General features: G+C 38.4%; 18 protein-coding genes. 1 reads left to right on the top strand and 17 read right to left on the bottom strand.

Going from position 1 to position 22,576, the window contains the following annotated elements; genetic code table 11:
* Positions 1–114: 114 nt before the first annotated feature.
* Positions 115–1,233 carry an IS200/IS605 family element RNA-guided endonuclease TnpB gene (gene tnpB, locus N773_RS0118840; RefSeq protein ID WP_024859177.1) on the bottom strand — a complete coding sequence of 373 codons (1,119 nt, stop codon included), beginning with the start codon at positions 1,231–1,233 and terminating at the stop codon, positions 115–117.
* A 647-nt stretch (positions 1,234–1,880) separates the two neighbouring features.
* On the opposite strand from tnpB, the gene N773_RS21630 reads away from it, so the two are divergent.
* Entirely contained in the window at positions 1,881–2,780 is a 900-nt protein-coding gene (locus N773_RS21630; RefSeq protein ID WP_024859178.1) for a hypothetical protein, read from the top strand.
* 297 nt (positions 2,781–3,077) lie between these two features.
* On the opposite strand, the gene rhuM is transcribed toward N773_RS21630, so the two are convergent.
* The 16 genes from rhuM to N773_RS0118930 form a co-directional block, all read right to left on the bottom strand.
* Positions 3,078–4,028 (bottom strand): virulence protein RhuM/Fic/DOC family protein, encoded by a 951-nt coding sequence (rhuM, locus tag N773_RS0118850; protein ID WP_024859179.1) that lies wholly within the window; start codon positions 4,026–4,028, stop codon positions 3,078–3,080.
* 113 nt (positions 4,029–4,141) lie between these two features.
* Entirely contained in the window at positions 4,142–5,935 is a 1,794-nt protein-coding gene (locus N773_RS0118855) for a hypothetical protein (RefSeq protein WP_024859180.1), read from the bottom strand.
* 16 nt (positions 5,936–5,951) lie between these two features.
* The gene (locus N773_RS0118860; RefSeq protein ID WP_024859181.1) at positions 5,952–7,319 is read right to left on the bottom strand and encodes a hypothetical protein; all 1,368 of its coding nucleotides are present in this window, start codon (positions 7,317–7,319) and stop codon (positions 5,952–5,954) included.
* 13 nt (positions 7,320–7,332) lie between these two features.
* Positions 7,333–7,839, bottom strand: coding sequence for a TadE/TadG family type IV pilus assembly protein (locus N773_RS0118865; RefSeq protein WP_024859182.1), 507 nt, complete (start codon positions 7,837–7,839; stop codon positions 7,333–7,335).
* Positions 7,836–8,348, bottom strand: coding sequence for a prepilin peptidase (locus N773_RS0118870; RefSeq protein ID WP_024859183.1), 513 nt, complete (start codon positions 8,346–8,348; stop codon positions 7,836–7,838). The genes N773_RS0118865 and N773_RS0118870 overlap by 4 nt, the downstream gene beginning before the upstream one ends.
* A 1-nt stretch (position 8,349) precedes the next feature.
* A complete protein-coding gene (locus tag N773_RS0118875; RefSeq protein WP_024859184.1) occupies positions 8,350–8,610 on the bottom strand; it encodes a hypothetical protein in 261 nt (86 codons plus the stop codon).
* A gap of 82 nt (positions 8,611–8,692) precedes the next feature.
* Complete coding sequence (locus tag N773_RS0118880) at positions 8,693–9,553, bottom strand: type II secretion system F family protein (protein ID WP_013483311.1); 861 nt, start codon at positions 9,551–9,553, stop codon at positions 8,693–8,695.
* Positions 9,554–10,432 carry a type II secretion system F family protein gene (locus tag N773_RS0118885; protein WP_024859185.1) on the bottom strand — a complete coding sequence of 293 codons (879 nt, stop codon included), beginning with the start codon at positions 10,430–10,432 and terminating at the stop codon, positions 9,554–9,556.
* 17 nt (positions 10,433–10,449) lie between these two features.
* Entirely contained in the window at positions 10,450–11,775 is a 1,326-nt protein-coding gene (locus N773_RS0118890) for a CpaF family protein (protein ID WP_024859186.1), read from the bottom strand.
* Positions 11,776–11,787: 12 nt separating this feature from the next.
* Positions 11,788–13,329 carry an AAA family ATPase gene (locus tag N773_RS0118895; protein WP_024859187.1) on the bottom strand — a complete coding sequence of 514 codons (1,542 nt, stop codon included), beginning with the start codon at positions 13,327–13,329 and terminating at the stop codon, positions 11,788–11,790.
* A 22-nt stretch (positions 13,330–13,351) separates the two neighbouring features.
* Positions 13,352–14,113 (bottom strand): hypothetical protein, encoded by a 762-nt coding sequence (locus tag N773_RS0118900; RefSeq protein ID WP_024859188.1) that lies wholly within the window; start codon positions 14,111–14,113, stop codon positions 13,352–13,354.
* A gap of 124 nt (positions 14,114–14,237) precedes the next feature.
* Positions 14,238–18,683, bottom strand: coding sequence for a serine-rich protein (locus N773_RS20790; protein ID WP_024859189.1), 4,446 nt, complete (start codon positions 18,681–18,683; stop codon positions 14,238–14,240).
* A gap of 15 nt (positions 18,684–18,698) precedes the next feature.
* Positions 18,699–19,217 carry a hypothetical protein gene (locus N773_RS0118910; RefSeq protein WP_024859190.1) on the bottom strand — a complete coding sequence of 173 codons (519 nt, stop codon included), beginning with the start codon at positions 19,215–19,217 and terminating at the stop codon, positions 18,699–18,701.
* 249 nt (positions 19,218–19,466) lie between these two features.
* Positions 19,467–20,975 (bottom strand): hypothetical protein, encoded by a 1,509-nt coding sequence (locus N773_RS0118920; RefSeq protein ID WP_013483303.1) that lies wholly within the window; start codon positions 20,973–20,975, stop codon positions 19,467–19,469.
* Positions 20,976–21,809: a hypothetical protein gene (locus tag N773_RS0118925; protein ID WP_013483302.1), complete on the bottom strand. Its 834-nt coding sequence runs from the start codon at positions 21,807–21,809 to the stop codon at positions 20,976–20,978.
* 17 nt (positions 21,810–21,826) lie between these two features.
* Positions 21,827–22,561, bottom strand: a complete 735-nt coding sequence (locus tag N773_RS0118930) for a single-stranded DNA-binding protein (protein ID WP_242840465.1) — start codon at positions 22,559–22,561, stop codon at positions 21,827–21,829.
* Between the last annotated feature and the right edge of the window lie 15 nt (positions 22,562–22,576).

The raw sequence follows: 22,576 nt of genomic DNA on the forward strand, positions 1-22,576 counted from the left end.
AAGAGGCGGGGGCTTCCCCTGACCTCAGCGAGTTCGGTTCTCGTTCGATAGTACTAATGCACTAAGCATAAGCGAGCTAACCCCGTGTGTCCCACGGTTCTATTACGATTAAGGCTACGCTAATGCTATACGCATACCTTCGTTTCTTATATTTATTGCAGCATTTACATCTCTGTCATGGTGAGTTCCGCATTCGGGACAGTCCCATGCTCTTATAGCAAGGTTCTTTGTTTCCTTATTGATGTAACCACAGCACGAACAAGTCTGACTGCTCGCAAAGAATTTATCTATCTTTACAAGTCTTTTGCCTTGTTCTTCTAGTTTGTTCTTCAGGAATGTTACAAACATTCCCCAGCCGTTATCTGAAACCGACTTGCCGAATTTAAGTGCCTGAGACATTGCTTGCATGTTAAGATCTTCTATACATACACAATCATAGGCATTGGCTATCTGTCTTGACTGTTTATGTAGAAAGTCCTTTCGTTGATTTGCAACTTTCTCATGCATTTTAGCAACCTTGATACGTTGTTTATTACGATTCTTAGAGCCTTTCTGCATAAGAGAAAGTTTTCTTTGTTCTCTTTTTAGCTTTTTTTCAGCTCTTCTGTAGTATCCGGGGTAAGCCGGTTCATTGCCGTTGCTGTCCTTATACAGCTCGTGCATCGAAAAGTCAAGCCCTAAGAAGTCATGCAGTTCCTGTTCCTGTACTTGGTTTTCGTACTCATACAGAATACTTGCATAGTATTTTCCGCTTGGAGTCTGACTTACTGTCACAGACTTGAGAACATATTCATCAGGAATGTTCCTGTGCTGTTTTACTTTGACTTGTCCGACTTTAGGTAATTTCAAGTATCCATTGGATATGGCTATGTTACCATTGATACAAACAGTAGAATAGCTGTTCTTTTTACATCTTTTTGATTTGAACCTGGGAAATCCTGTTTTAGGCTGTTTATAGAAGTTCTGAAACGCTGTATCCAGGTGTCGAAGCGACTGCTGCAATGATACGCTGTCCACTTCCCGTAAGAATGAGTATTTCTCCATTTTCTTAAGTTCAGCCATTTCTTTGGCACAAGCATTGCAACTTAAAGTTGTCTCATATTCTTTATACTGCTTGATTCTTTTGTATAACCAATAGTTATATACCAATCTCACACAGCCGAAGGTTTTGGCAAACAAAACCTTTTGCTCGTTATTTGGGTATATTCTGAATTTAAATGCTCTGTTTGCCATAGTGTTCACTCCTTTTATGGCTTTATGTTCTGATTTTTAATTCTTATAGTGTTGTATTAGTAGTATTATTTGATCTGTCTGACCTCCAAGTTATCAATTATTAACTACAAAACTATTATACAAGAAAATTAGTAATAATATAAACAGGGCTTCATTCCACAGCTGAAATAACGTGTGTTCTCGACCTGTTAAAAAAACTTTCCTCTTGTAAAGCAAGAATACGCTTTATTATCCAAATCCACTGTTTTTTAGCCACTCCATTTTATTCGACTGAATATTTTATGCTATGAGCATAGTGAAAAGTCCAGTGAGTAAGAAACACAATTCATCTCCCACCTAAGAGGTGGGAGTATTCTTGCTGAAAGAGGATAAAAGTATTTATTTTAATTACGCTAAGTGCTTGATTTTTGCTTTTTCACATTATAACATATTAACTGTCCGTTTGTACGGATTTCACTGTAAACATTTGTTCTTTTTGTTGAGCGACAAAACAAAATTATTTTTGTAGTGGAAATTGCACTATACGAAATTTTTAAAATTTGAAAAAATCTGCTATAATATAAATAAGAATCAAAAATACATTGACATATTGGAGTTAACGTGTTAAAATAAATAATAATAGAAATACTAATGAGGAGAATACAAAAATGAAAAAAATAATTTCTGTAGCTGTAGTTTCAGTTATGATCGTATCAGTTTTTGCATCTTGCGGTAACAATAATGTGATCGATGCAGAAGATACGAATGAAGTAATTGTAACTGTTTCAAATAAAGAAGAAAGCATTCCTGAAGAGGAGAAAGAAAATAATACGACCTCTGAAATAAAGGAAGATAAGCCTGTAACAACCGTTCCTGTAGAGATACCGGATAAGTATACAAAAAACAATGAGAATGGTGTAAAAGTAATCGGAACAACTAAATCTGAAACGACTAAAGTTACGACATCATACCGTCCGTTTGAAACAAATCAGGTATTTCCTAAAAATGGCGATCCGAAATCTGTTAACCACTACGATTTTTACGAGGGACCATTTACATGGGAAGGTGTAAGCATAAAATTTGATGTCCCGGAAAATTATAATATGACTCTTAATTTTAATGAAGTACCGATGCTGTTCAGTCCTGATAAATTAAAGGATCAGGCTGTTATTGCCGATTGTTCCATCTCTTTTCTTCCTTATGAGATGCAGTCAAACGGATATGATAACCTGGATTATTTTACTGAAGAATTTGCTCGATCAAAATCAGAAAGAAGTTCGAACATTTTTTATTCGAATCAGCTTCGTTTGGGAACCAAAAACAATAACGAAGGCGTTAATACAGAGAATGCTAAATATGAAAAGACGGATGATTATGTAATTTACACATATGATTATTATTGTAACATTGAAGACGTAGATACGATCATCACATTATTCCAGATGGCGAACGGAACAGAAATGATAGCACATGTAAAAAAGGGTTCTGAGTACGAAAGTCATTATCTCGATGATATGAAAGCTATAGCTAAGTCGTTCTCATATTCAGATATACCTTATGTACCATAATGGTAAAGTTTAAGCATAATAATGCGCTATACTGTTAATTAAATTATCATCTTCATCAGTTTGAAAGCTATTATGTTTGTGAAGACCAAGTGGATAGTAAAAAGAGTCTCCTAGTTTGAGGCTCTTTTTTAATGGCATTCTCTAAAATGCACGGTTACTCCGATGAAAATATCCGAAAATCAATCAAGAATGTATTTCGTCACAAATTTGTCTTCCGAAAGAGTAAAAAAAACCAGGGATAACTGCTTAAATCGCAGCGATCCCTGTTACATTATTCCAATAACCTGCAAAAAGTGTTTATTTCATCATACAATTCATGATAACGCTTATCATCATTTCCTTTTCAGCAGGCTGTGATTCTGCTATCATGATGGTCAGTGCCGCTAAGGTCTGGTCAGCAATGGTCTTTTCAGTCTTGGCTTCATCAAGGAAAAGTGCTCCGTTCTTCTCAAGAAAGTATAGGAAAATGGTAGCTGCAATACGCTTATTTCCGTCTGAAAAAGAATGGTTCTTTGTGATGAAGTATAGTAGATTTGCAGCTTTTTCTTCAAGTGACGGATATATTTCCACACCACCGAACTCCTGATAGATATTTGCGATGCTGCCCTTAAATGAATCGTCCTTTTCATTACCGAAAAGCGCACTTTTGGAGGCAAACTTCATCTCGTTTATAACCTTGCGGCACTCGTCATAACTCAGTATATATACCGCTTTGTTCCCCTTGGGCTTATCAAGGGTTTGATGATCGTAAGCGTCCAGCAAATCGAGAGCTGTGTTGAATTTCTCGATTACCGAAAGCACCTGCTTAGCATCGAGCTGATTTTCCGCCCGTTTCATAATGCGTATTACCTCGCCTATCTGTTCTGTACGCTTATTATTCACGGCATAGCCCTTGATTATGTAATCTTTCAGCACTTCGTTCGCCCATTTGCGGAACTCAACTCCCCGCTGTGACTTTACACGGTAGCCAACAGAAATTATAACATCGAGATTGTAGTATTCAATATCTCTTGTAACCTCACGTTCACCCTCGGTTTGAACTGTCGCAAATTTTGCGACAGTTGCCGGATCTCCGTAAAGTTCCTCTTTCAAGGCATTATTGATATGCTTGCCAATGGTTTTGATATCACGTCCAAAAAGCTCCGACATCTGAGTTCTGTTCAACCAAACAGTATCATCGTCCATATTGACATTCAGCTTTACTGCGTGGTCAGCAGTTTCATATAGAATAATTTCATTTTTATCCATGAAGATCACCTTCCTGTTACTTAAAATATCACCTTTTCATGTTAAAAGCAAACTGAAAGCGATTACCTTGATCGTCTTTCAGTTTCATATCATCGAGGTACATTAGTGAAAATTTAACCAAGTCTTTCAGTGTCAAAATCTTTTCTCAGACCGTTATCCGGGTCTTCAAAATCGAAAATAGTCTTTCCTACTTCCGCATCGGAAATATAAAAATTCCAGACACAGGAGTATGGACTAAGATAATACGCCTGATTTGAATTTGCGTCAGAAGGAAACATTCCACAATCAGGATTAACATCACCATGAGCTCTGAGCTCACCTTCTGTATAGTCTTCCTGGTAGTCTATATTCCTTCTTATTCCATCCACTGTTTCAACTCCGGGATTCTTATTAGTTGATGTACTCACTATCTTGTCGCTGTCGATCTCTCCATCATAGTTATTTCTCTGTACATTTCCTGCCATAAAGCCGTCATGATCAAAAAATACAATAGCACCCATATCAGATAAAACAGAGTATTCGCAGAAATTAACAGCCACTTTATTACAAATAGTAGGCTTGTAGTTCCTGTAACAGGTTATTCTGTAATGACCTTCTGATGTGGGTCTGAAAGAAAATGACTGTCCGTTTGCTCCCACAACATCACCGTTTGCACCTATTGTTCCCGCATAAGGCTGAAATGTATATTTACCGTCTCCTTCATCATCCGCCTTCTCTATTGTCCATGTATACATATTATAGAGCTTATCGTATGAGGAAGTACCTATCCATAAAGTCGTTATTTTTCTGTCCAGAACTCTTGTGACATCTACAGTTTCTGCTCCGGCAGTCTCAAAAACATCCATCAAATTTTCGATCCACGCTATTCGATCAGATAATCTTAACCAGTCAAATGGGATAAGAGTCATGACTGAATTATCGAAATCCTTTTCATTACTAACATTAAGCATCATCATGCCGTTTGTATTAATTCCAATCGGCCATGTAGCACTGTCATCAAGATTCCAGCCAAGGACTTCATAGTCGTAAGCATGAGCATTGCACCAATTAATAAATCTCTGTTGTATCTCCTCTCCTGAAAGCTCTTCGGGGGCTCCAGTAAGAAGCATTGAATCAACAGGAGTAAAATAACGAATTCTTCCATCCGCATCCAGTTCTGCTATCGTCCTGAGCCAGTTCAGCACAGCTTCTACTTTTTCAGGCGCAACATCTGATTCAGTAAGACCTTTTTCTATCAGTTCTTCTATCTTTCTTCTCTGTTCATCGTTGGCATCGAGATACATTTCTGCTAAAGAATTGTAGGCTTTTTCACCGATCATGAAACGCGCTTTTGAGCCTGTCCATTCTTGTTGTGAATGATTAAATCCGTTTGACTGATTAGCCATGAAATCCTGGTTATTTATATTCATTGCCTGTCCGTTAAGATAATAGGCATCATAATCGGGCATTCCGGTGCATATTTCAGTACCGTAATCACCAAACGTGTTCCACATTTCGTTCATAGAATTCCTTACTTCATTTATAGGCACTCTGTAATTAGAAAACTCCGGGAAATAGCCGAAATTGCCCAAACCATTCAGAAAATCTTCATTTGCGTAATCGGGAGTGCGAGGATGACAAACAAAATCATCGTCTATCCCGTATCCGAGATTTTTCCAGTCTATATACTTTTTTGTGCCGCTGAAGTAGTTCACTATTCCATCGTTATTGGAACAGATAATAGTCGGATTACCGCTATTGTCTACAGCTTCCATGTGATAATCCTGTCCGCCATGAGCTCCAGATCCCGCCCACGTAAAGGTAAGACTCGCTCCTTTTTGGTAAGTCTTGGGCGCGGCGGAAATTGATGCGGAACACTGAAACATGATTATCAGTGCAAGTACCGAAGCCGAGAACTTCTTTATCATCTTAATTTTCAACTCCTTACTGTAACGGTTTGTATGTGATAGCAAGATAATTTCCGTTAGGTACTCTGTATCCAGCATTTACGTTCTTTTTTAAGACATTCGTTGCAGCAGCTTCTTCTTCGGTAGCATTTGAAGCTGCTGAAATATAAACGCCTCTGCTTCCATCAGATACTTCATAATCCACATCATCATCAACGGTGCTTGCCTCGGGAAGAACGACCCAGTTTTGACCGTTTGTGAATACCATTATTGTTGGATATCCCGCATTAGCCTGAATCTGAATCCTTCTACATGTATCCGCATCAGAACCGTCTCTTGCTGTTAATCGCCAGTTATTGTACTTGTCACAGCCTATATATTCTTCGTCTGTAGGGAAAACAGTACTGTGAATATGGAAGAAGTAGTTTTTTACAAACGTGTAGTAACCTTCCGGCTGATCGTAAACTTTACTCATATCAGCAGAAGTAGCTCCATTTGAAAGGATAACTCCGTCATAATTCTGTTCATTTCCCTCAGATACAGCCTGCCAGGGCTCTCCTGTGAATTTATTGTAGTAGCACGGTATCTCACATCCGAGTGCGCATGTTACATCCCACATAAAAATCGCTTCTCTGGTATACGGCGGATCACCCGATATATTCTGGCTTGCCTTATATCTGTTAGAAAGTTCTACTTCAAACTGAGTAACGTCTCTGAGATAATCCGACGTCGGCAAAGGAAATGTTGGATTTTCGCAATAAGTATCTTTGTTTTCATCGCCGTTCATGTACGTAGGTCTTGCTCTTATATATGCGTCAAGCGGAAACTTTTGCTGCATAAGGGCATCATTGGATGTAAGCATCCTGGTGACATTCGTTGCATGGGTATATATGTAATCCCACGAAGTATCCTCACTGTCAGTTTTATGATAATCAGCATTTAAAAACGGAGTCTCCCCTTCCGCTGTAAGATAAAGTATCTTATCATTGCTCTTTACACCAAGAGTTTCAAGATATTTATCAGTTTCATTCAAAGGGTCGATCTCTTTGCCTAGAGCCCATTCTTCATTAAATTTTACAGATTTTATTTTTGTAAATGGATCTGTAAGTCCCGGAGTTACGATAGGAGTCATTATTCCGTGTTCTCCGGATATATAGTCGGCGGTAATGTACTTGTGTGTTATTTGACTTCTTACTTTTGACATCCTGTATAAATTAGGGACTCCGCTGCCATCATTGGCAGCTACAGCCATAGCATCTGCAATAGCATCTGTTTTTGTCTGAGTCTCTATTACCGCATTGAAGCGGTTGAAGTGTTCTATAAGGATCATACTGAAAACAAACGTCCCAAGCATGAGAATTATCCCTATCATGGAAGCTCCATTTCCTTTTTTATAAAAATTCATAATTGACCTCCGATCAGGATAGATTAGTCCATTCACTCGTGTATGGGTCGTTTGGAACGGGACGCTCGATCATCATGACCATTAGCATCTTCCTTGAACCGTTCATATCGAGCTCGTCGTCCGAAAAAGGTATCGCACCTCTAATAAGAGAATCTGTCTTGTAAGTTAGCTGAACCACGATATACTCGCCTTTTTGCCATGATATTGTATCGGCATTACTCGCTGTAATAGGTTTGCCGTTAAACAGAATATCTACAGTTACATCACTGAATCCTGAAAGATTTGAAGACTCATCCACGACAGCCTGAGCATTATCGAGTGCATCAGTTGCATTTTCAGATACAACAGCAGCTCTTCCTGCAGCATAGGTGAGATAAGTGATCTGTTCTTTGGTAATAGACAACTGGGCAATTGATACCATCAGCATTAACAGCCAAATTATAAGCGGCATAATAATAACGAATCCTAAAAGTTCTCCGTTGCCTGAACGAAAAAACTTTTTGATTTTTTTTATAGTCATACAATTCCTCCGAATAGTTCGAAATGAAATGGTCCGGATGGATCAAAAAATACCGAGTATGACAATGCTCCAAGCAGAATAAACGGAGCAAATTTATACTTAGTAGATTTTTTATAAAGTGGTTCTTTTTTCAGTCTGAATCTATTCAGCATTTTTCTCATATAAAATCCCGTTTCAGTCGGATTAGCTAAAAAGCCGAAGATCATCAGATAGATTGATGAAAGAACAAGCGTAAATAAACTCATTTTCCAACTACCGATAAAGGTCAATGCCATTAACAACTTTATATCACCTAATCCCATCCATCCGGTCATTCCATACAGGAAAAGAAGCAGAACAAATAGAATTGATGTTCCTGTACTTATCAGAGGGTAGAATATAAGGGAGAAAATAAGGCTTAGTATAATAACAGGAAAAATAAATTTATTGGGTATTTTTGTAGTTTTGTAATCGAATATAGCCGCCGCCAAACATATGACGGCAGCTATTACAGTTCTCAGAATGTACATATCAGTTCAGGTTTTTCAAAGCTTCGTTCACTTCTTTATCCTTGTCGCCAACAGCAGTATCCCAGTCTACAGCAGTAGAATCAGTACCTGCTTTATCGATTTCTTCGGCAGATTCCAAAGTTTTGTGCTTAACGATCAAAAATACTACGATTATTACGGCAATAAGTATTGCAGATAATCCTATAATGACCGCGTATTCGAGGAATTCAGCACCTTCCTCTCCTTCTTCTTCGTTAAAAAATCTTTTTGCGTAATCTTTCATTATAATCTCTCCTTTTGAAAATTATATGTTATAAAGGTTTCCCTATTTATTATAGCAGAAAATTTTGAAAATAAAAAATTTTTTACATCCCATTAAGTATTTGCATGATGACAGGTAAAAATAAAATTATCATCAGCGGTATCATTTTGAACACCACAACAGGTATCAGTATCAAGCTTGTAGTTTTAGCTGCTTGCTCTTTTGCACTGAGTAATGTCGATGATTTTATACTTCTGCTTTGTCTCTCTACAGATTCGGTTATATCCGAACCTTTTTGAAAAGCAGTAACGATGTCAAGAACAAAATCCGAAAAGCTGTCCACTTCGTATTTTTGTGCTATATCATACAAAGAATCCTGCCAGTTGCTTGTTCCAAGCTCTGTCACAACAAGTGCTCTTAAAAGCTCCTCCGATAAGATCCCATCAATACTTTCAGCTGTTATTTTAATGGCCGTTGCAACAGGCAGATTTATTTTTATTGCTGTCTGAAACAGATCCAAAAAACGCGGTATCTCGGATTCAAACTGAGCTTTCTTCTTTTGAGCACGGTCATTAATTGTAGCCGTTGGTGAGATAAACACCAATATCGTAATTACAGCTGTTGCTAATCCGATAAGCAAAGATATTAGAGGAGTATTGATAAGAAAAGCTATCAGGATTCCCAGAACAGCAATGGTCACAGCCAGTATTCTCGTAATTATCAATTTATCGAGATTAGGCTCAACTCCGATAAGATTGCAGTTGAACATATACTTATCGGTCTGAATCCCCAGCTTATCTGCCAGTACTTCAGGTTCCTTCTTTATTATCTTGCTGCATAAGTGCTCTACGGTAAGTTTTTCTTTACTTATGAGCGCTACATTTTCTGTTGATAAAAACGTCGCTACAAGTAAAATAAGAAGAAAAACAGTTACGCCTGTAAAAAGAGCAATAGCAAACTCCATTTAATCTACCCCCTTTACTCGATTTAGGAATTTTCTGTCAATGTAGCTTCCGATCACCATTAAGATGATAGCAAGTACAAAGACCAAACGCCCTATAAGCGTTGAAAACAAAGGTCTAAAATACATTGGGGAAGAGTAATACAGAAATAATATAATAATAGCTGGAAGAATATCCATTCCTATTATTGTCATTTTAGTGCTTGCAAACAAGGTTTTTATTTCTTTGCGAAGCATCATTCTGGAGTTTATGTTATTTGTTATGATCTCTATTGATTCCGCTTCAGATCCGCCTACCAAACTTTGCATCTTGATCGCAGAAGCAACATCTTTTACATCAGCGGTCGGTATCCTTTCCGCCATGTGTCCAAAAGCTTCTGATATTGAGAATCCAAGCTGAATATCCGAATTTATCTGTCTGAATTCTTTTTTTATCTCATAATGGATAAACGGACATTTACAGAGATCTTCCACAGCCTGCTGTAACGTCATTCCGGCTCTTAAAGAGCTGGATAATTGACGTAATGCTCTTGCGTATCTCTCTTCAAAATTTTTCTTATGCTTTTTTTCAGTATAGCTTACTATAAATTTCGGAATAAACAGACCGACAAAAAAGATAATGATCGAAAGCCACAACTCTTTACTCAAGAACCATGCCCCAACAGAACCGGTCAAAGGGAAAAATAACATCAAAATCAAATATGTTTTGATCGACATTGCACCGGGAATTGACGCTAGATACTGTTTTTTATTTTCTATAAAAATATCAATAAAATCAGCATCTTTTTTATTTATGATATTTTTCTTTTCCCTAACATTTATTATAACTGCGAGAAATATCAGTAAAACAGATAATCCGGCGAAAAAAACAGCGTAATACATTGTATCCTTCTTTCCTTTTACGATTTTTTGGGGTCGAATACTTTTTCATCAATCTCAGAACCATACGCTTTGAGTCTGGATAATAATGTTTTGGGAACGTATCCTGTTGCGGAGAAACCTCCGTTTGAGTCATAAGTAAAAATATCTTTGAGGTTTATCCTGTAATCTGAAGCACCCGAAACTTCTGTTATATGTGTTATGACTCTTTTTTTATTTCTGAATCCTATCTGAACGATAAGATCCAGTGCTTCTGCTACCTGAAGTGCTTGTGTTTCAGCGGTAAAGCTTGCATTAGCCATACTATAAAAAATCGGGATCCTCGAATTGACAAGATTGGCAGGACTATTAGCATGAGTCGTAGACATTGAACCTTCATGACCGGTACTCATGGCAGATATCATATCAACGATCGTCCCGTCACGTATCTCTCCGACAATTATCCTGTCAGGATTCATTCTCAAAGAGTTTTTTACCAAGGCTTTTATATCTATCTTCATCACTCTGTCTGTAGCCAGAGAATCTTTAGCTTCAAGTCTTCTTACATTCGGAGATTTGAGCTGAAGCTCACATGAATCTTCTATTGTAATTACCATTTCTTCTTCCGGGATAAAGCCCGAAAGCATATTCAAAAGCGTAGTTTTTCCCGTATTTGTTCCGCCGGATACGATTATATTTGCCTTCCCTTTTACTGCAGCACAAAGAAAATCAAGCATTTCCTGATTTAATGTACCGAGCTTGAGATAATCTTCTCCGGTCAAAGCTTTATTAGAAAATTTTCTAATAGTTAAAGTTGCTCCATCCACAGATACGGGCGGTATCGTCGCATTTACACGAGAACCATCAGACAATCTCGCATCAACGATTGGTGTAGAGAGATTTATCTGTCTGCCTATTGGCTGAACTATACGCTGGATCACGTTTACAAGATGCAGTTCGGACTGGAATTTGACGTCGGTATTGATCTTCTCACCGTTCTTCTCGATAACTACATGATCATATCGCAAGACCATTATTTCGGTGATATCCGGATCTGACATAAATTCTTCAAGAGGACCCAGACCTGATATATTCGCAGCAATGTTCTTTTCAAGCTTCAGCTTTTCCTCATATGAAACATTCAGTGCATCAATTTTTTTATGAAGCTGATTTTTCAGGTCATCAACCGAATTATCAATACCTTTCAAAGTGATAGTGTCGAAGTTTTCGGAACTGATCTCTTTTATCAAGGCATTGGCTGTATCCTGCTGTTGTGAATCAAGAATAACGGATTCTGACTGTATTTTATCGGCCAAGCTCTGTTTTTCTTTTTCGGCTTTATTAATTATTTTTTCAATAAGGCTCATTTTGACTTCTCCTTATTTCCTCAAGAATGAAAAAATACCTTTTTTCTTCGGCTTGATCTCAAGATCTTCATCGATTATGGCTGATACTATCTCAGAAAGCTCCCTCGTAAACGGAGCACCCGAGTCAAGAGCCGCAGGGATCCCCTTATTATTAGCAAGAGTTACACTTGTATTTCTTCTGATCCTTCCAATACACGGAAATTCCGGCACTGCCTCTTCTATATCCTTTACTGAAACGCCTGTTTCTTTTGCAGATATAATGTTATTTATAACCAGATAAACTTTTCCTTTATCAAAATCAGATATTTCATCCATGGTCTTAAGGAAACTGTCATTGCAATCTACAGTCGTAACGTCCTGAGTAGCTATAAGCAGAATTTTATCCGAAAGTTCGAGCGCCGTAAAAGACGAATCACGGGTATTGTTGCCTGTATCACAGATTATATAATCAAAATCGCCGTTTTCTTTCAGATTTCTCAGCATTACTTCAAAGCTTTTTTCGGGTATGCCCATGGAATCTTTATGTATAAGCGGAGCAATAAGACCATAGATCTCGGTTTCGTCATTACTCAAGGTTTTCTTAAAAGATTTCTTTTGCAGGAAACACTCGATCTCTTCCTTTGAATATTTTATTTCCTTTGGGTCTATACCTTCACCGATTTTTGCATCGATGTTAGCAAGCCAGTCGATCATTGTTACATCCTTGCGCGAGAAATTCAGTGTAGTCCGAATGTTTCCAAAATCAATATTGAAATCTACGATACACACCCTGGTTTTGCGTCTGTCTGTAGTAGTACGTGCCAGAAGTACTGCCAGATTTGCGGCAATAGTTGTCTTGCCAACACCGCCTTTAGCAGCATAAGATGATACCACTTTACATTGATGGCGCTGGAGTTTGAGATCTTCAGCTACAAGTTTTTCAATATCATCCGTGCGATCATCTCTGTCTATAGCCGCATTTCGTATCATAGCATCAGCATCGTCTACAGGAGTTCCGCATATATGACAGAATCTAGTTTCCGGCAGTAATTTCGTTCCGCAGTTCGAACAGAAAAAAGCTTTTTCAGCCGCATTTTCTGCTTTTGTTTCACTTCTTATTCCTCTTACTTCCTCTGCATCAGGCTTTATAGTTGTTTCTGCGTTTGTGTTTTCAACTGATAAAGCTGTTACAGGAGTTTCATTTTTGGTTTCATTTTTTATTTCAGCGTCGTTCGGCTGCATTTTTTCAAGCGTTTGAAGCATTTCAAACGAATCATTGAAATAGCCGAGATCAACAATGCCGCTATTAGCAAAAATAGAATTATCGGAATTTTTCCTTTCAAGATATCCAAGGAGTTTCTGCTCAGCCGGTATCACAAAATCATCAGACATTATAACTCCGCTTACCACAGCTATCATGTCATAGTGATTCTTTGTAATATGCTCCTGGAATTCGCTGTAATCAGTATACAGGAAAATTTCTGCATCGAGTTCAAGTTCATCACTTATTTCGATTCTTGTTTTAATGTTTTGATAATAAGCTGCTCTGTTATCTACTATCAGTACTTTATTCAAATTAAATCCCTCCGTTAAAGATTTATTTAGATGATGTATCCTCAGGAAGATTATCCTCCGGGATCTGAACATCTTCGGAATAATCAGGATCATTATCATTTATAATAATGGATTCTTCCTTTTCTTCTTCCGTTACCACATAGCCCGAATGAGCATTTTCATCAAGTACAGGTGATACCAGTGAGAAGTAAAGTTTTTTGTTGTTTGCTGCATTTATAAGATCTAATGTATCATCCGGTGATGTTTCAAATGTCACCTTGGATACAGAGTTTTCATTATTTCTGGCAATTATTCTCATGTTTTCAAACAAGAGTTTTGTTCCACTTGCGTCGCTTGAATAAATGTTGACAACAGAACCGACTCTTAATTCGTCCGTAACAGCAGCTGTTCCGGATATAGGGATAGTAACAGCCATTCCGTTGCCGGACAGCGACCTTTCAATACTCGAACCGCTCGTCATAGCAAGATCTACGAGTGTCAGCGGCTGATTCTTCACAACATCGTTAAGCAGATACTCATTACGTTCTACGACCTTAGAGTAATTTTCACCGGTTATGTAGTAGCTTTCAAGACCTCCCTTTTGTCCTGTCTTGATTATCTGATCGTCAACCTTCATAGGCGAAAGCATACTCTTTTCGATCTTTGTGCCGGCTTTATAATCATCATTAAATACGTAAATAAAGCCTTTGGTTGAATTGCAGTACTTATAGATCAAAGTACCAGTAACTATTGCAGATATGACCGCCAAGATCAAAAGAATGGTAATTTTATGAGATTTTGACATTGTATATCTCTCCTTTTTTTTATACTAATTATATTATAGCAGAAAATTTTTTATTTTGAAAAAAAAATAAATAGAAATATCCCGACGTACTTTAGCCGGGATATTTTTATATAGTATGATCCGATTAAACTGTAACCGAGATCTGAGAATGATCGAGTGCATCGTTCCTTGCATTGTTGCGAAGCATGATATCGATCTTTTTACGTGTCAGAACTTCATCTATCTCATCATTTGTAGGCGGATCAAAGTTAAGCGGAGCGATATTAACAAGAACGGGTTCGGCGTCCAAAAAGTCATAACCTCGTGATGTCTGGCAAATAAACCAACCTGTAGGTGATCTTGGGAACCACTTAACTATGTCACGATCTTCAAACTTCTCTTCACGCGCTATCGTTCTGATTACTACATTTATATCCTCTACTCTCTTAAGACGTCCCGCAAACACAAGACCTGCATTTGCCATGATCGAGGATGGCATGTCAGCTATTTTCTGTGTTATAGCAATTACAAACAGACCATAGCCGGCTGACTGGTCAAGTATTTCTTCAAACTCAGATTGTCCGCCGAGGCTCAACGATGAACCTCCTCCTGTACCTGCTGTATCATTACCTGTAAGGACTTTATTTGCCTCCTCTATGACCAGTATTGTTTCATACTGATCAGGAGCTTTATAGCCTCCTTCCTGAGCTTTACCATACTGATAGAATCCTGATGTTATCACACCGAATATGAAGTTGGAGAAAGTTGATTCCAGCCCCGACGATTCAAGAACTGTGATATCATCGTCTCCTATCAGATCATCTATTCCCATTCCATCTTCTTCTCCGAAAAGTTTCGATTCTATCGAATATTCTCTTCCGAAGCATGACAGACGTTCAAGAATTCTTGAATAAGCGTCTCTTGTGTCGTTTCCGGCTCTGCCTTTAGGATTGCTAGAGTCATCAAGAGCGATCTTGCATGATTCCATATGCTTGTAGATCTTCTTGAAAGTCACCTTCTTGGAAAGTTCCGGCACTACATCCTTCCAATTAGGATCGTCCAAGGCATCAAAAACTCCTGCTTTTCTGTAAAGAGCAAAAATAGTTTCAGCCATGATTTGTTTTCCTCTTTCAAGGAGCCCGTAAGCACGGCAGAAGATCTCGATAAGACCGTCTACCCATTTCTGCGGGAAAACACCGTATGGTATCTTGCACGGATTAAAATGAATCGGATGGAAATTCGGATTGCCAAGGCTGTAGAAATTGAATCTTTCGGGCTCGACGAACCTTGCAAGTGATCTCCAGTCAGATTTAGGATCCATACATACTATTCTAAAACGCTTTCCTGTTTGCTTTCTTCTAGCTCTTGATAGTTCGGCAATGAATCTCATTGCAGCTACGGTTTTACCGGATCTTGACTGACCTGTAAAATAACCGTGCATAAGCATAGATTCATCTATTCTATAATCAAACGGCGTTTTATACCCGTTGTTTATAGTCCATCTTTCAGCAGAAAGAATCGTACCCATGTATATCTCACCCTGCATCATCGAAGGTACGGCGAATTTAGGAACGTCATTTACATCGCTGTAAATACCGCCTTCCGAAGCTCTCGGGGGATGAGTATATGCTACAAGTTCACTCGGAAGTAAAACTGTTGTATACTTATATTCAGATACTCCGTACACCGAAGTCCTTGTAATATCCGCCGAAAAAGCGCTAAAATGATAAAGCAGATGTCTCTGTTCTTCTGATTCAAGATCAAGAACTTGAATAGGCATTCTAAGTGCCTGGTCGTTTTGCCAAGATGACTTGGCAAGAGCTTTTGCTGCTGCAAGTGCATCCTGTGACGTACACGCAATATAAACGTCAGTGTAAAATGCACCGTTACCTTTTAAAGCATTTTTTAGTCTTTCATTCTCATAATTGAGAATTTCCAGAATGTCTTTAACTTGCTGATCAAGCCACTGATAAGATTTACCATAGCTTATCGAAGGGCCGAGTCCCATAGATCCGCCGGTTGATGTCGCAAAAGCACCTGAAGTACCCATAGACTGACCTAAGCTTCTTCCATTGCTTTCCGAAATACTCTGTCCCTGTGAAACGGATTTACTGGATCCGGTGCTCATTGATGCACCCTGAGAAACATTCTGTGTGTATGACTGCGATGATGTTTCTCCGAGAGACATTCCTTTGCTTATACCCTGAGAATAACCCTGAGACTGTGAAATAGATCTTCCGAAGCTATCGGAGTTTGAAATACTATTTGTAACAGACTGAGATACGGAATCGGACGCAGATCTTGAATATCCCATACTTTCGGAAAAACCTTCCGACTGACCAAGACCCCACGATTCTCCGGAGCCGACAGACTGGCTTTGAGATGTTCCAACGGATTCCGATATAGATTGGCTGTCACCCTGACTAAAGGATGACCCTGAACCATAACTCTGAGAGAATCCCTGATTCTGACTCTGAGAAACGCCCATGCCAGAAGATTCACCGTATGAATAGCTCTGACCCCATCCGTTTGAAATGCCTTGAGTACTGGATAATGATTGACCTGTACCAATCGACTGGCTAAAGGATGTACCGTTTGTGATACCCTGTGACTGCGATGAATTAAAGCCATATGATTCATTTATCGAACCGCCATGACCGAAACTCAAGCCTTCGCTTGTGGACATTCCTTGAGATAATGAACTGCTTGCACCCCAATTTTCGCCCTGGGAGAAAGAACCACCATTGCTGAAGCTATTGTTGTGACCATAATTATTCGAATCACTTGTACCGTATCCCGTGCTGTGGCCCAAATTTTCAGAAGTGCTGGAAGAGTAGCCTGACGAAGATGAAAAATTCTGTCCGTCGCCGCCACTGCTGTTGACCGGACCGATTCCCAGCGAAACATTATTCGACACAGAATTGGATAAACCGCTGTTTTCCGATGAACCGGAACTAACAGAACTTCCTGATGATGTTCCTGAATTCATGGATGATCCATGCGACCATCCATCCGAGAATCCTTCCGAATTATTCCAACTGCTGCCTGAGTTTGCACTATGACCATAGCTCTGTCCTTCGGATGAAGTCAAAGAATTACCATGAGAATAATTCTGACCTTCGTTCCAACTTTCACCATGACCGAAATTCATAGATCTGCCGCTTGAAATAGAGTTGGACATTGAGGATGACTGACCAAGGGATTGATTATATGATTGACTCTGGCTAAAGCCCTGTGATTGAGATATCGAGCTATTGATACTCGAACCGTGATTTAGCGAATGACTGGAATTCTGAGATATACTAGCACCATACCCCTCTGAAATTCCGGCACTTTGATTAATACTTTCCCCGATATTTACGGAATTTCCGTGAGAATAGCCGTGATTTTGGCTCAATCCGAAACTGTTGGACACATTATTGCTTATACTGTGATTAAGACTGTTGGATGTATTATGACCAAAATTTTCTGAAACGCCCTGAGTAAGGCCCTGTGTATGCCCCTGAGAAAGCCCGAGACTTTCTCCGACACTGTGAGTCAGAGATTGACCGTGACTTACACTTTGAGATATGGATTCCGTGTTGGAAATGGTATTAGAAAACGAATGACCGGAAGACTGACCTATAGCCTGACCATAATTCATGCTCAAACCATTACTGAGGTTCTCACCATAGCCGGTATTAAAGGACTGTCCAGTACCGTGAGACAAAGTTGAGGAATCAGAATATGCTTGATTCCATCCCTTAGAATTTGATGTATTTGCCATATACATCATAGGGATACTAAGCGAAAAATTAAGACTTTTAGTACCCTGCAGCTGTTCATTCCATTCAGTCATGTTCATCTGGTTTGCCATGCTCCAGGCTGTCAAGGTATCCATCTTAACAGGAGTTGAAAGAATCTGAATTACATACTCATAATCAGACATACCGAGAATTATTTCCTCAAGTGTGCCTGTTCCGTCGGGATTCTGGGGTTTATTATCCATTGTCGTTTTTGAAACACTAACACCAAGAGAATTCGCCTTCGGAATACCTCTTACAGCAGTCAGGTATTCCATATTGAACATCTTTTGTCTCAGCCATTCGGTCTCCTGCTGTTCTATGTGAGACATATGAAGAACTTTATACGTACCCTGCAGCGCTGCACCGAGAGATACATAATCTGTATCCGCTATCATTTTTGCTTCTTCGAGATCTTTTGAAACGCCCTGAACACCGTACAGGAAAAGCAGTCCTAACGGAGGATCCATGATATTTGCTATTATAGTTACAAAATTGATCTCATTTTCGTAAAGAGCTGCCAAAACCTGTGAGTGCATATCCATAAAGGTTTTTGATTCTTTTGAGGACTTAGGCAATCTTTTAACTCTGTAAAATTTTAGTGCTTTATAAATAGTGTTTTTTTCACCGCTTCCGGGATTAATGACCTCTATCTTAAAACAGAGATATTTGATCGGTCGTTTGGGAACAGATTTGGATGAATTTTCATCGACTTCTACCCAAGAATCAATGATCCTGAAATCATCAGAAGGCATAGTTGAGATTTTAGGCTGTAATATTCTTTTGATATCAAATACTGTTAAAGCCATTCCCTATTCTCCTTTCTATGGTCTGATGCCACGAACTTGATTCAAAGCTGTGTTTTTGTCTGTTTTTTTAGTAAACCTATATATTCGCGTTGCTTCTCTTCCGAGAAAACCCGCCGGCACAAGGATCGTTGTCGCCCATAGTGCCGTTTGAAGGTATCCGGGCAAAGCAGAACTCTGGTTTAATGATATCACTTGATTATAGGATGCCATGATCTGCTCAGTGGATACGTTCGATACTAACTTTATAGCCTCTCTCCATCCGAGGAGAGTTGTCTGATAAATACCGATAAAAGCAAGCGTTTCTTTTAAGATTTCTTTTCTCATCGATTTTAATACAAGAGCTCCGATCACACCCACTCCCCACATTGCGGCTGTCAATGGAGCGATAAGTCTTGTGCCGAATCCGGAAAAAACACTTATAGAAAACATCGACAAGAGCAGTATCAAAACAGGATAACCAATGGCTTTTATATAAGCAGTTGCTTCCTGAGATGTCATGGGCTCTTTGTATACTTCTTTATTAACACCTTTCATATTTATCACTCCTTATTAAATCATTGGTCTCTGATCACGGGTAGACTTAACTACGACATCCTTGAGCGATAAAACAGCCGTTAGAACGGCAGCAATCAGAATAATGATAATAGAGATATTTTGAGAGAGTAAATATACAAGATGATTGAACGCGTTAACATTGAACGCTATAAATGAATGAATTATATCAGCCATAAAATCATTCTCCTTTCACTTTTTAATTATATGAGAAAATTGCATCTGACAAAATTAATTATCGGGCATATCTACTTTCGTTTCCGTTATTGGTTCAATGTCATTGTCACCCCAATAAAACTGCCATTTTTCCTTTATGTCAAAATTATTAGCTTGAAAACTTTTTACTGTAGATAAAAAGATCTTGGCTTTAATTTTTCTTTTAGCAGCTTCTTTTTTCCATTTTGTAAGCTGTTTAGCTAAATTATTAGCGTGGTTACTATTGTTGGTCAGAAAATACATGTTTCGTGTAAAATGACACATTTTATTGCATTTTTCAGCAATTACATCATCGGGACGACTACATCTTTCATACTCAAAGTAGCATTTTTCGTCACCATTTTTGTAAACAGCAATTATATCAGGAATGTATGTTACGTTTCTATTTTTGTTTTTATCAACTATAAACGGATCTCTTCGGCAATCCATGCTTACATGCGAGTAAAGATCACAGCTTTGCATACTTTGCGAGATAGCTTTAATACCATACCCATGATGGATATTATCATGTTCTGCCTGAAGTCTGTTTGCTTCGGAAATAACAGGCTTTTTGTTATGCATCATAGAATACAGTCGGTTTCCAAGTTCTGTCATTCTTATTATCTTGACATTTGCTTTTCCTACAAGAGGAATAGCTGTATTTTCCGAAATTATAACACCGGTTGCCTGTAATTCCCTTTCTGCTGTGTATATCATAGAACTTAAGCTATCTTTTGTTTTTGTCTTGTTTTTTTCATCCTTGTACAACTCCTGGATTATTTCCATATTTTCGGATAAACCCTTTTCGCCTATTATAGTGATGATGTCTTTTTGAACAGGAGACAGATCATTCAGAACTCTCCCGACATCCATTTCGGATGCAAATTTTTTTACAACGTTATTTTGACGCTTTTTTTCTCTTGCCAAAGCGATCTTTCCGTTGGAATCTTTGATCGGAACAGATTTTTCGGTTGGCATAAATGTATCCAGTTCTTCCATCGCATCAAGAATAAGGTCACTCACTCCGGATTCATTGTCGATGAGCTGAATATTAGCGTTATTGTTTTTTATCTTCTGCTTCTCCTCAAAATCAAGCCCTTCAATCGCCTCTTCGAGAGCTTTTTCCTTTGCCTTCGATTCCTTTTCTTCTGCGTAGTCAACGTTTTTCCCGCTGTTGTTTTTATAGAATTCCAGTTCGTCTATTAATCCATCGATAGTATGTTGTTTTTCTTCCGCAAGATCCAGCAACTGTTGTAGAGTTAATGATCTTTCCCGGTTGTATTTTTTATAGCTGTCGATTGATTGGATGATCAGATCTCTTATCTGACAAGCGTTCCATGAGCCACTGTTTGAACCGAGATTTATCTGTGATTTATCTTTTGCCAGAATTAGTATGCATAATTTTTTTATATTATCTTCTACGATTTTATGTTCTTCTGCTTCTATATTCCACTGCTGTTCCTTACTTATCAGTGTTTCCTGCAGGGACTGGCATCTAGCTACCAGAGTATTGTACTTATTAAGCAGATCATTATATGCCGACACTTAGACATCACCCATTTCTTTCTTCAAAAATTCTTCAGGAGACCACTCCTTCAGTTCAGAAATACTTACGCCCTTTACATGTTCACCAAGGCTTATCATATTAGCTGTAAGCTGATGGCAGTCATTATATGTTCTTGTTTTATCATTTATTGCATTCTGCATATGTTCCGCATTATTTTGCGAGATAGCTGCAGAAATTTCCTGTAAAAAAGATGCAATGTCCGTATCTACCCAACTGATCAAAAGTGAGTAAGCCTGAGAATACTGCTTTGAGGGAGTAACTGCTTTTAGCTGAACTATAAGCTTATTTACATCTTCAAGCACCGTTTCATACTCAGGCACAAGATCAAGTGCATCTTCTTCGCTTTGATCATAACGATAATTCAAAATAAGTATTTTTTCATAAATGTTTCGTGCTTCTATATAATAGCCCATAAGAGCTGAATATTCATTCTGATTTTGTATATCCTCTATGCTTAATATCTGCGCAGTAACATTTCCCTTTTCGTCGTAATCGTAGTTTGTTACCATTACGCCGTATATCAAGAAAAGCAGATACGCGCACATAAAACACATAAAGATTTTCGTAAAGTAAATTTTTCTGTTGCTTTTTTTGATCGCTTTTTGCTCACGAATGTATTCATCCGCGGTCAACGCTTCCAGTTCTTCGTCATAAATAGAGTTATTATTTTTTTCTAATACTTCATTTTTATTTATAGGTTTTATTATTTGGCTTTGTGGTTCAGTTTTTTTTCTTTTTATTTTTTTTGTTTTTTTCTTCTTTGGTGTATCATCATTATCCAAATTAAGTCTTTCGTTAAGAAGATTAGCCATTTCAGCACATCCTTTCGTTATCCGGGGAAATCAGTATAGTCTTCGGTATATTCATCAGCAGGAAGATTACAGTTATGCAGATATTCCACGGAGTACGGATGTATTTCGGTAACAAGCTCATTTATAACGTGTTCGTTGCCGCATTTTTCACAGTATGTTTTCTTCTGGACCATCTTTGTAAAAATAGATCCGTCAATAAATACGGTTGAATTTACACTAAGAACTCTTGCTGCTTCTCTTGCTTTATCTCCATGAAGCTTTACCCAAGGATAATCCGTTCTGATATCCGGATCGCCTTCTATCAGTCGGAAACTACGATTAACAGCGATCTGAAAGTTAAGTGTAGCCAAAGTTCCGTTATCGTAAAGTTCGGTCATTTTACAAACAGTACCGATAACATGTATTATATTGGAGACTTCGTTGTGAGATTTAAGTATCTTAATGCCTTCCGCTTCGCAAAGCTGATCTCTCTCATCAGAAGACGAAAACGCCTGTGACATATCCATGGTTTTTTCCATAAAGATAGGAGTGATTAAAGTATACATACCAACAGGCTGATTTGTATAATCGCACTCAGGACAGATCCATGAACGGGTAACATTCATTGTTGTGAGCACCCCTTTTAAGGAGCAAATATCCCACTTTTTAAGATTTGTCATCATTTTAGCCACTTTTGGGTTTCCGGTAACGATTATAGGGTCAGAAAACTCGATCCTTCTGTTTTCATCAACAAAACGCCTTACGACTTTCATGACCAATCGGCCCTG

Source organism: Ruminococcus albus AD2013, from assembly GCF_000526775.1.
Lineage (GTDB): Bacteria > Bacillota > Clostridia > Oscillospirales > Ruminococcaceae > Hominimerdicola > Hominimerdicola alba_A.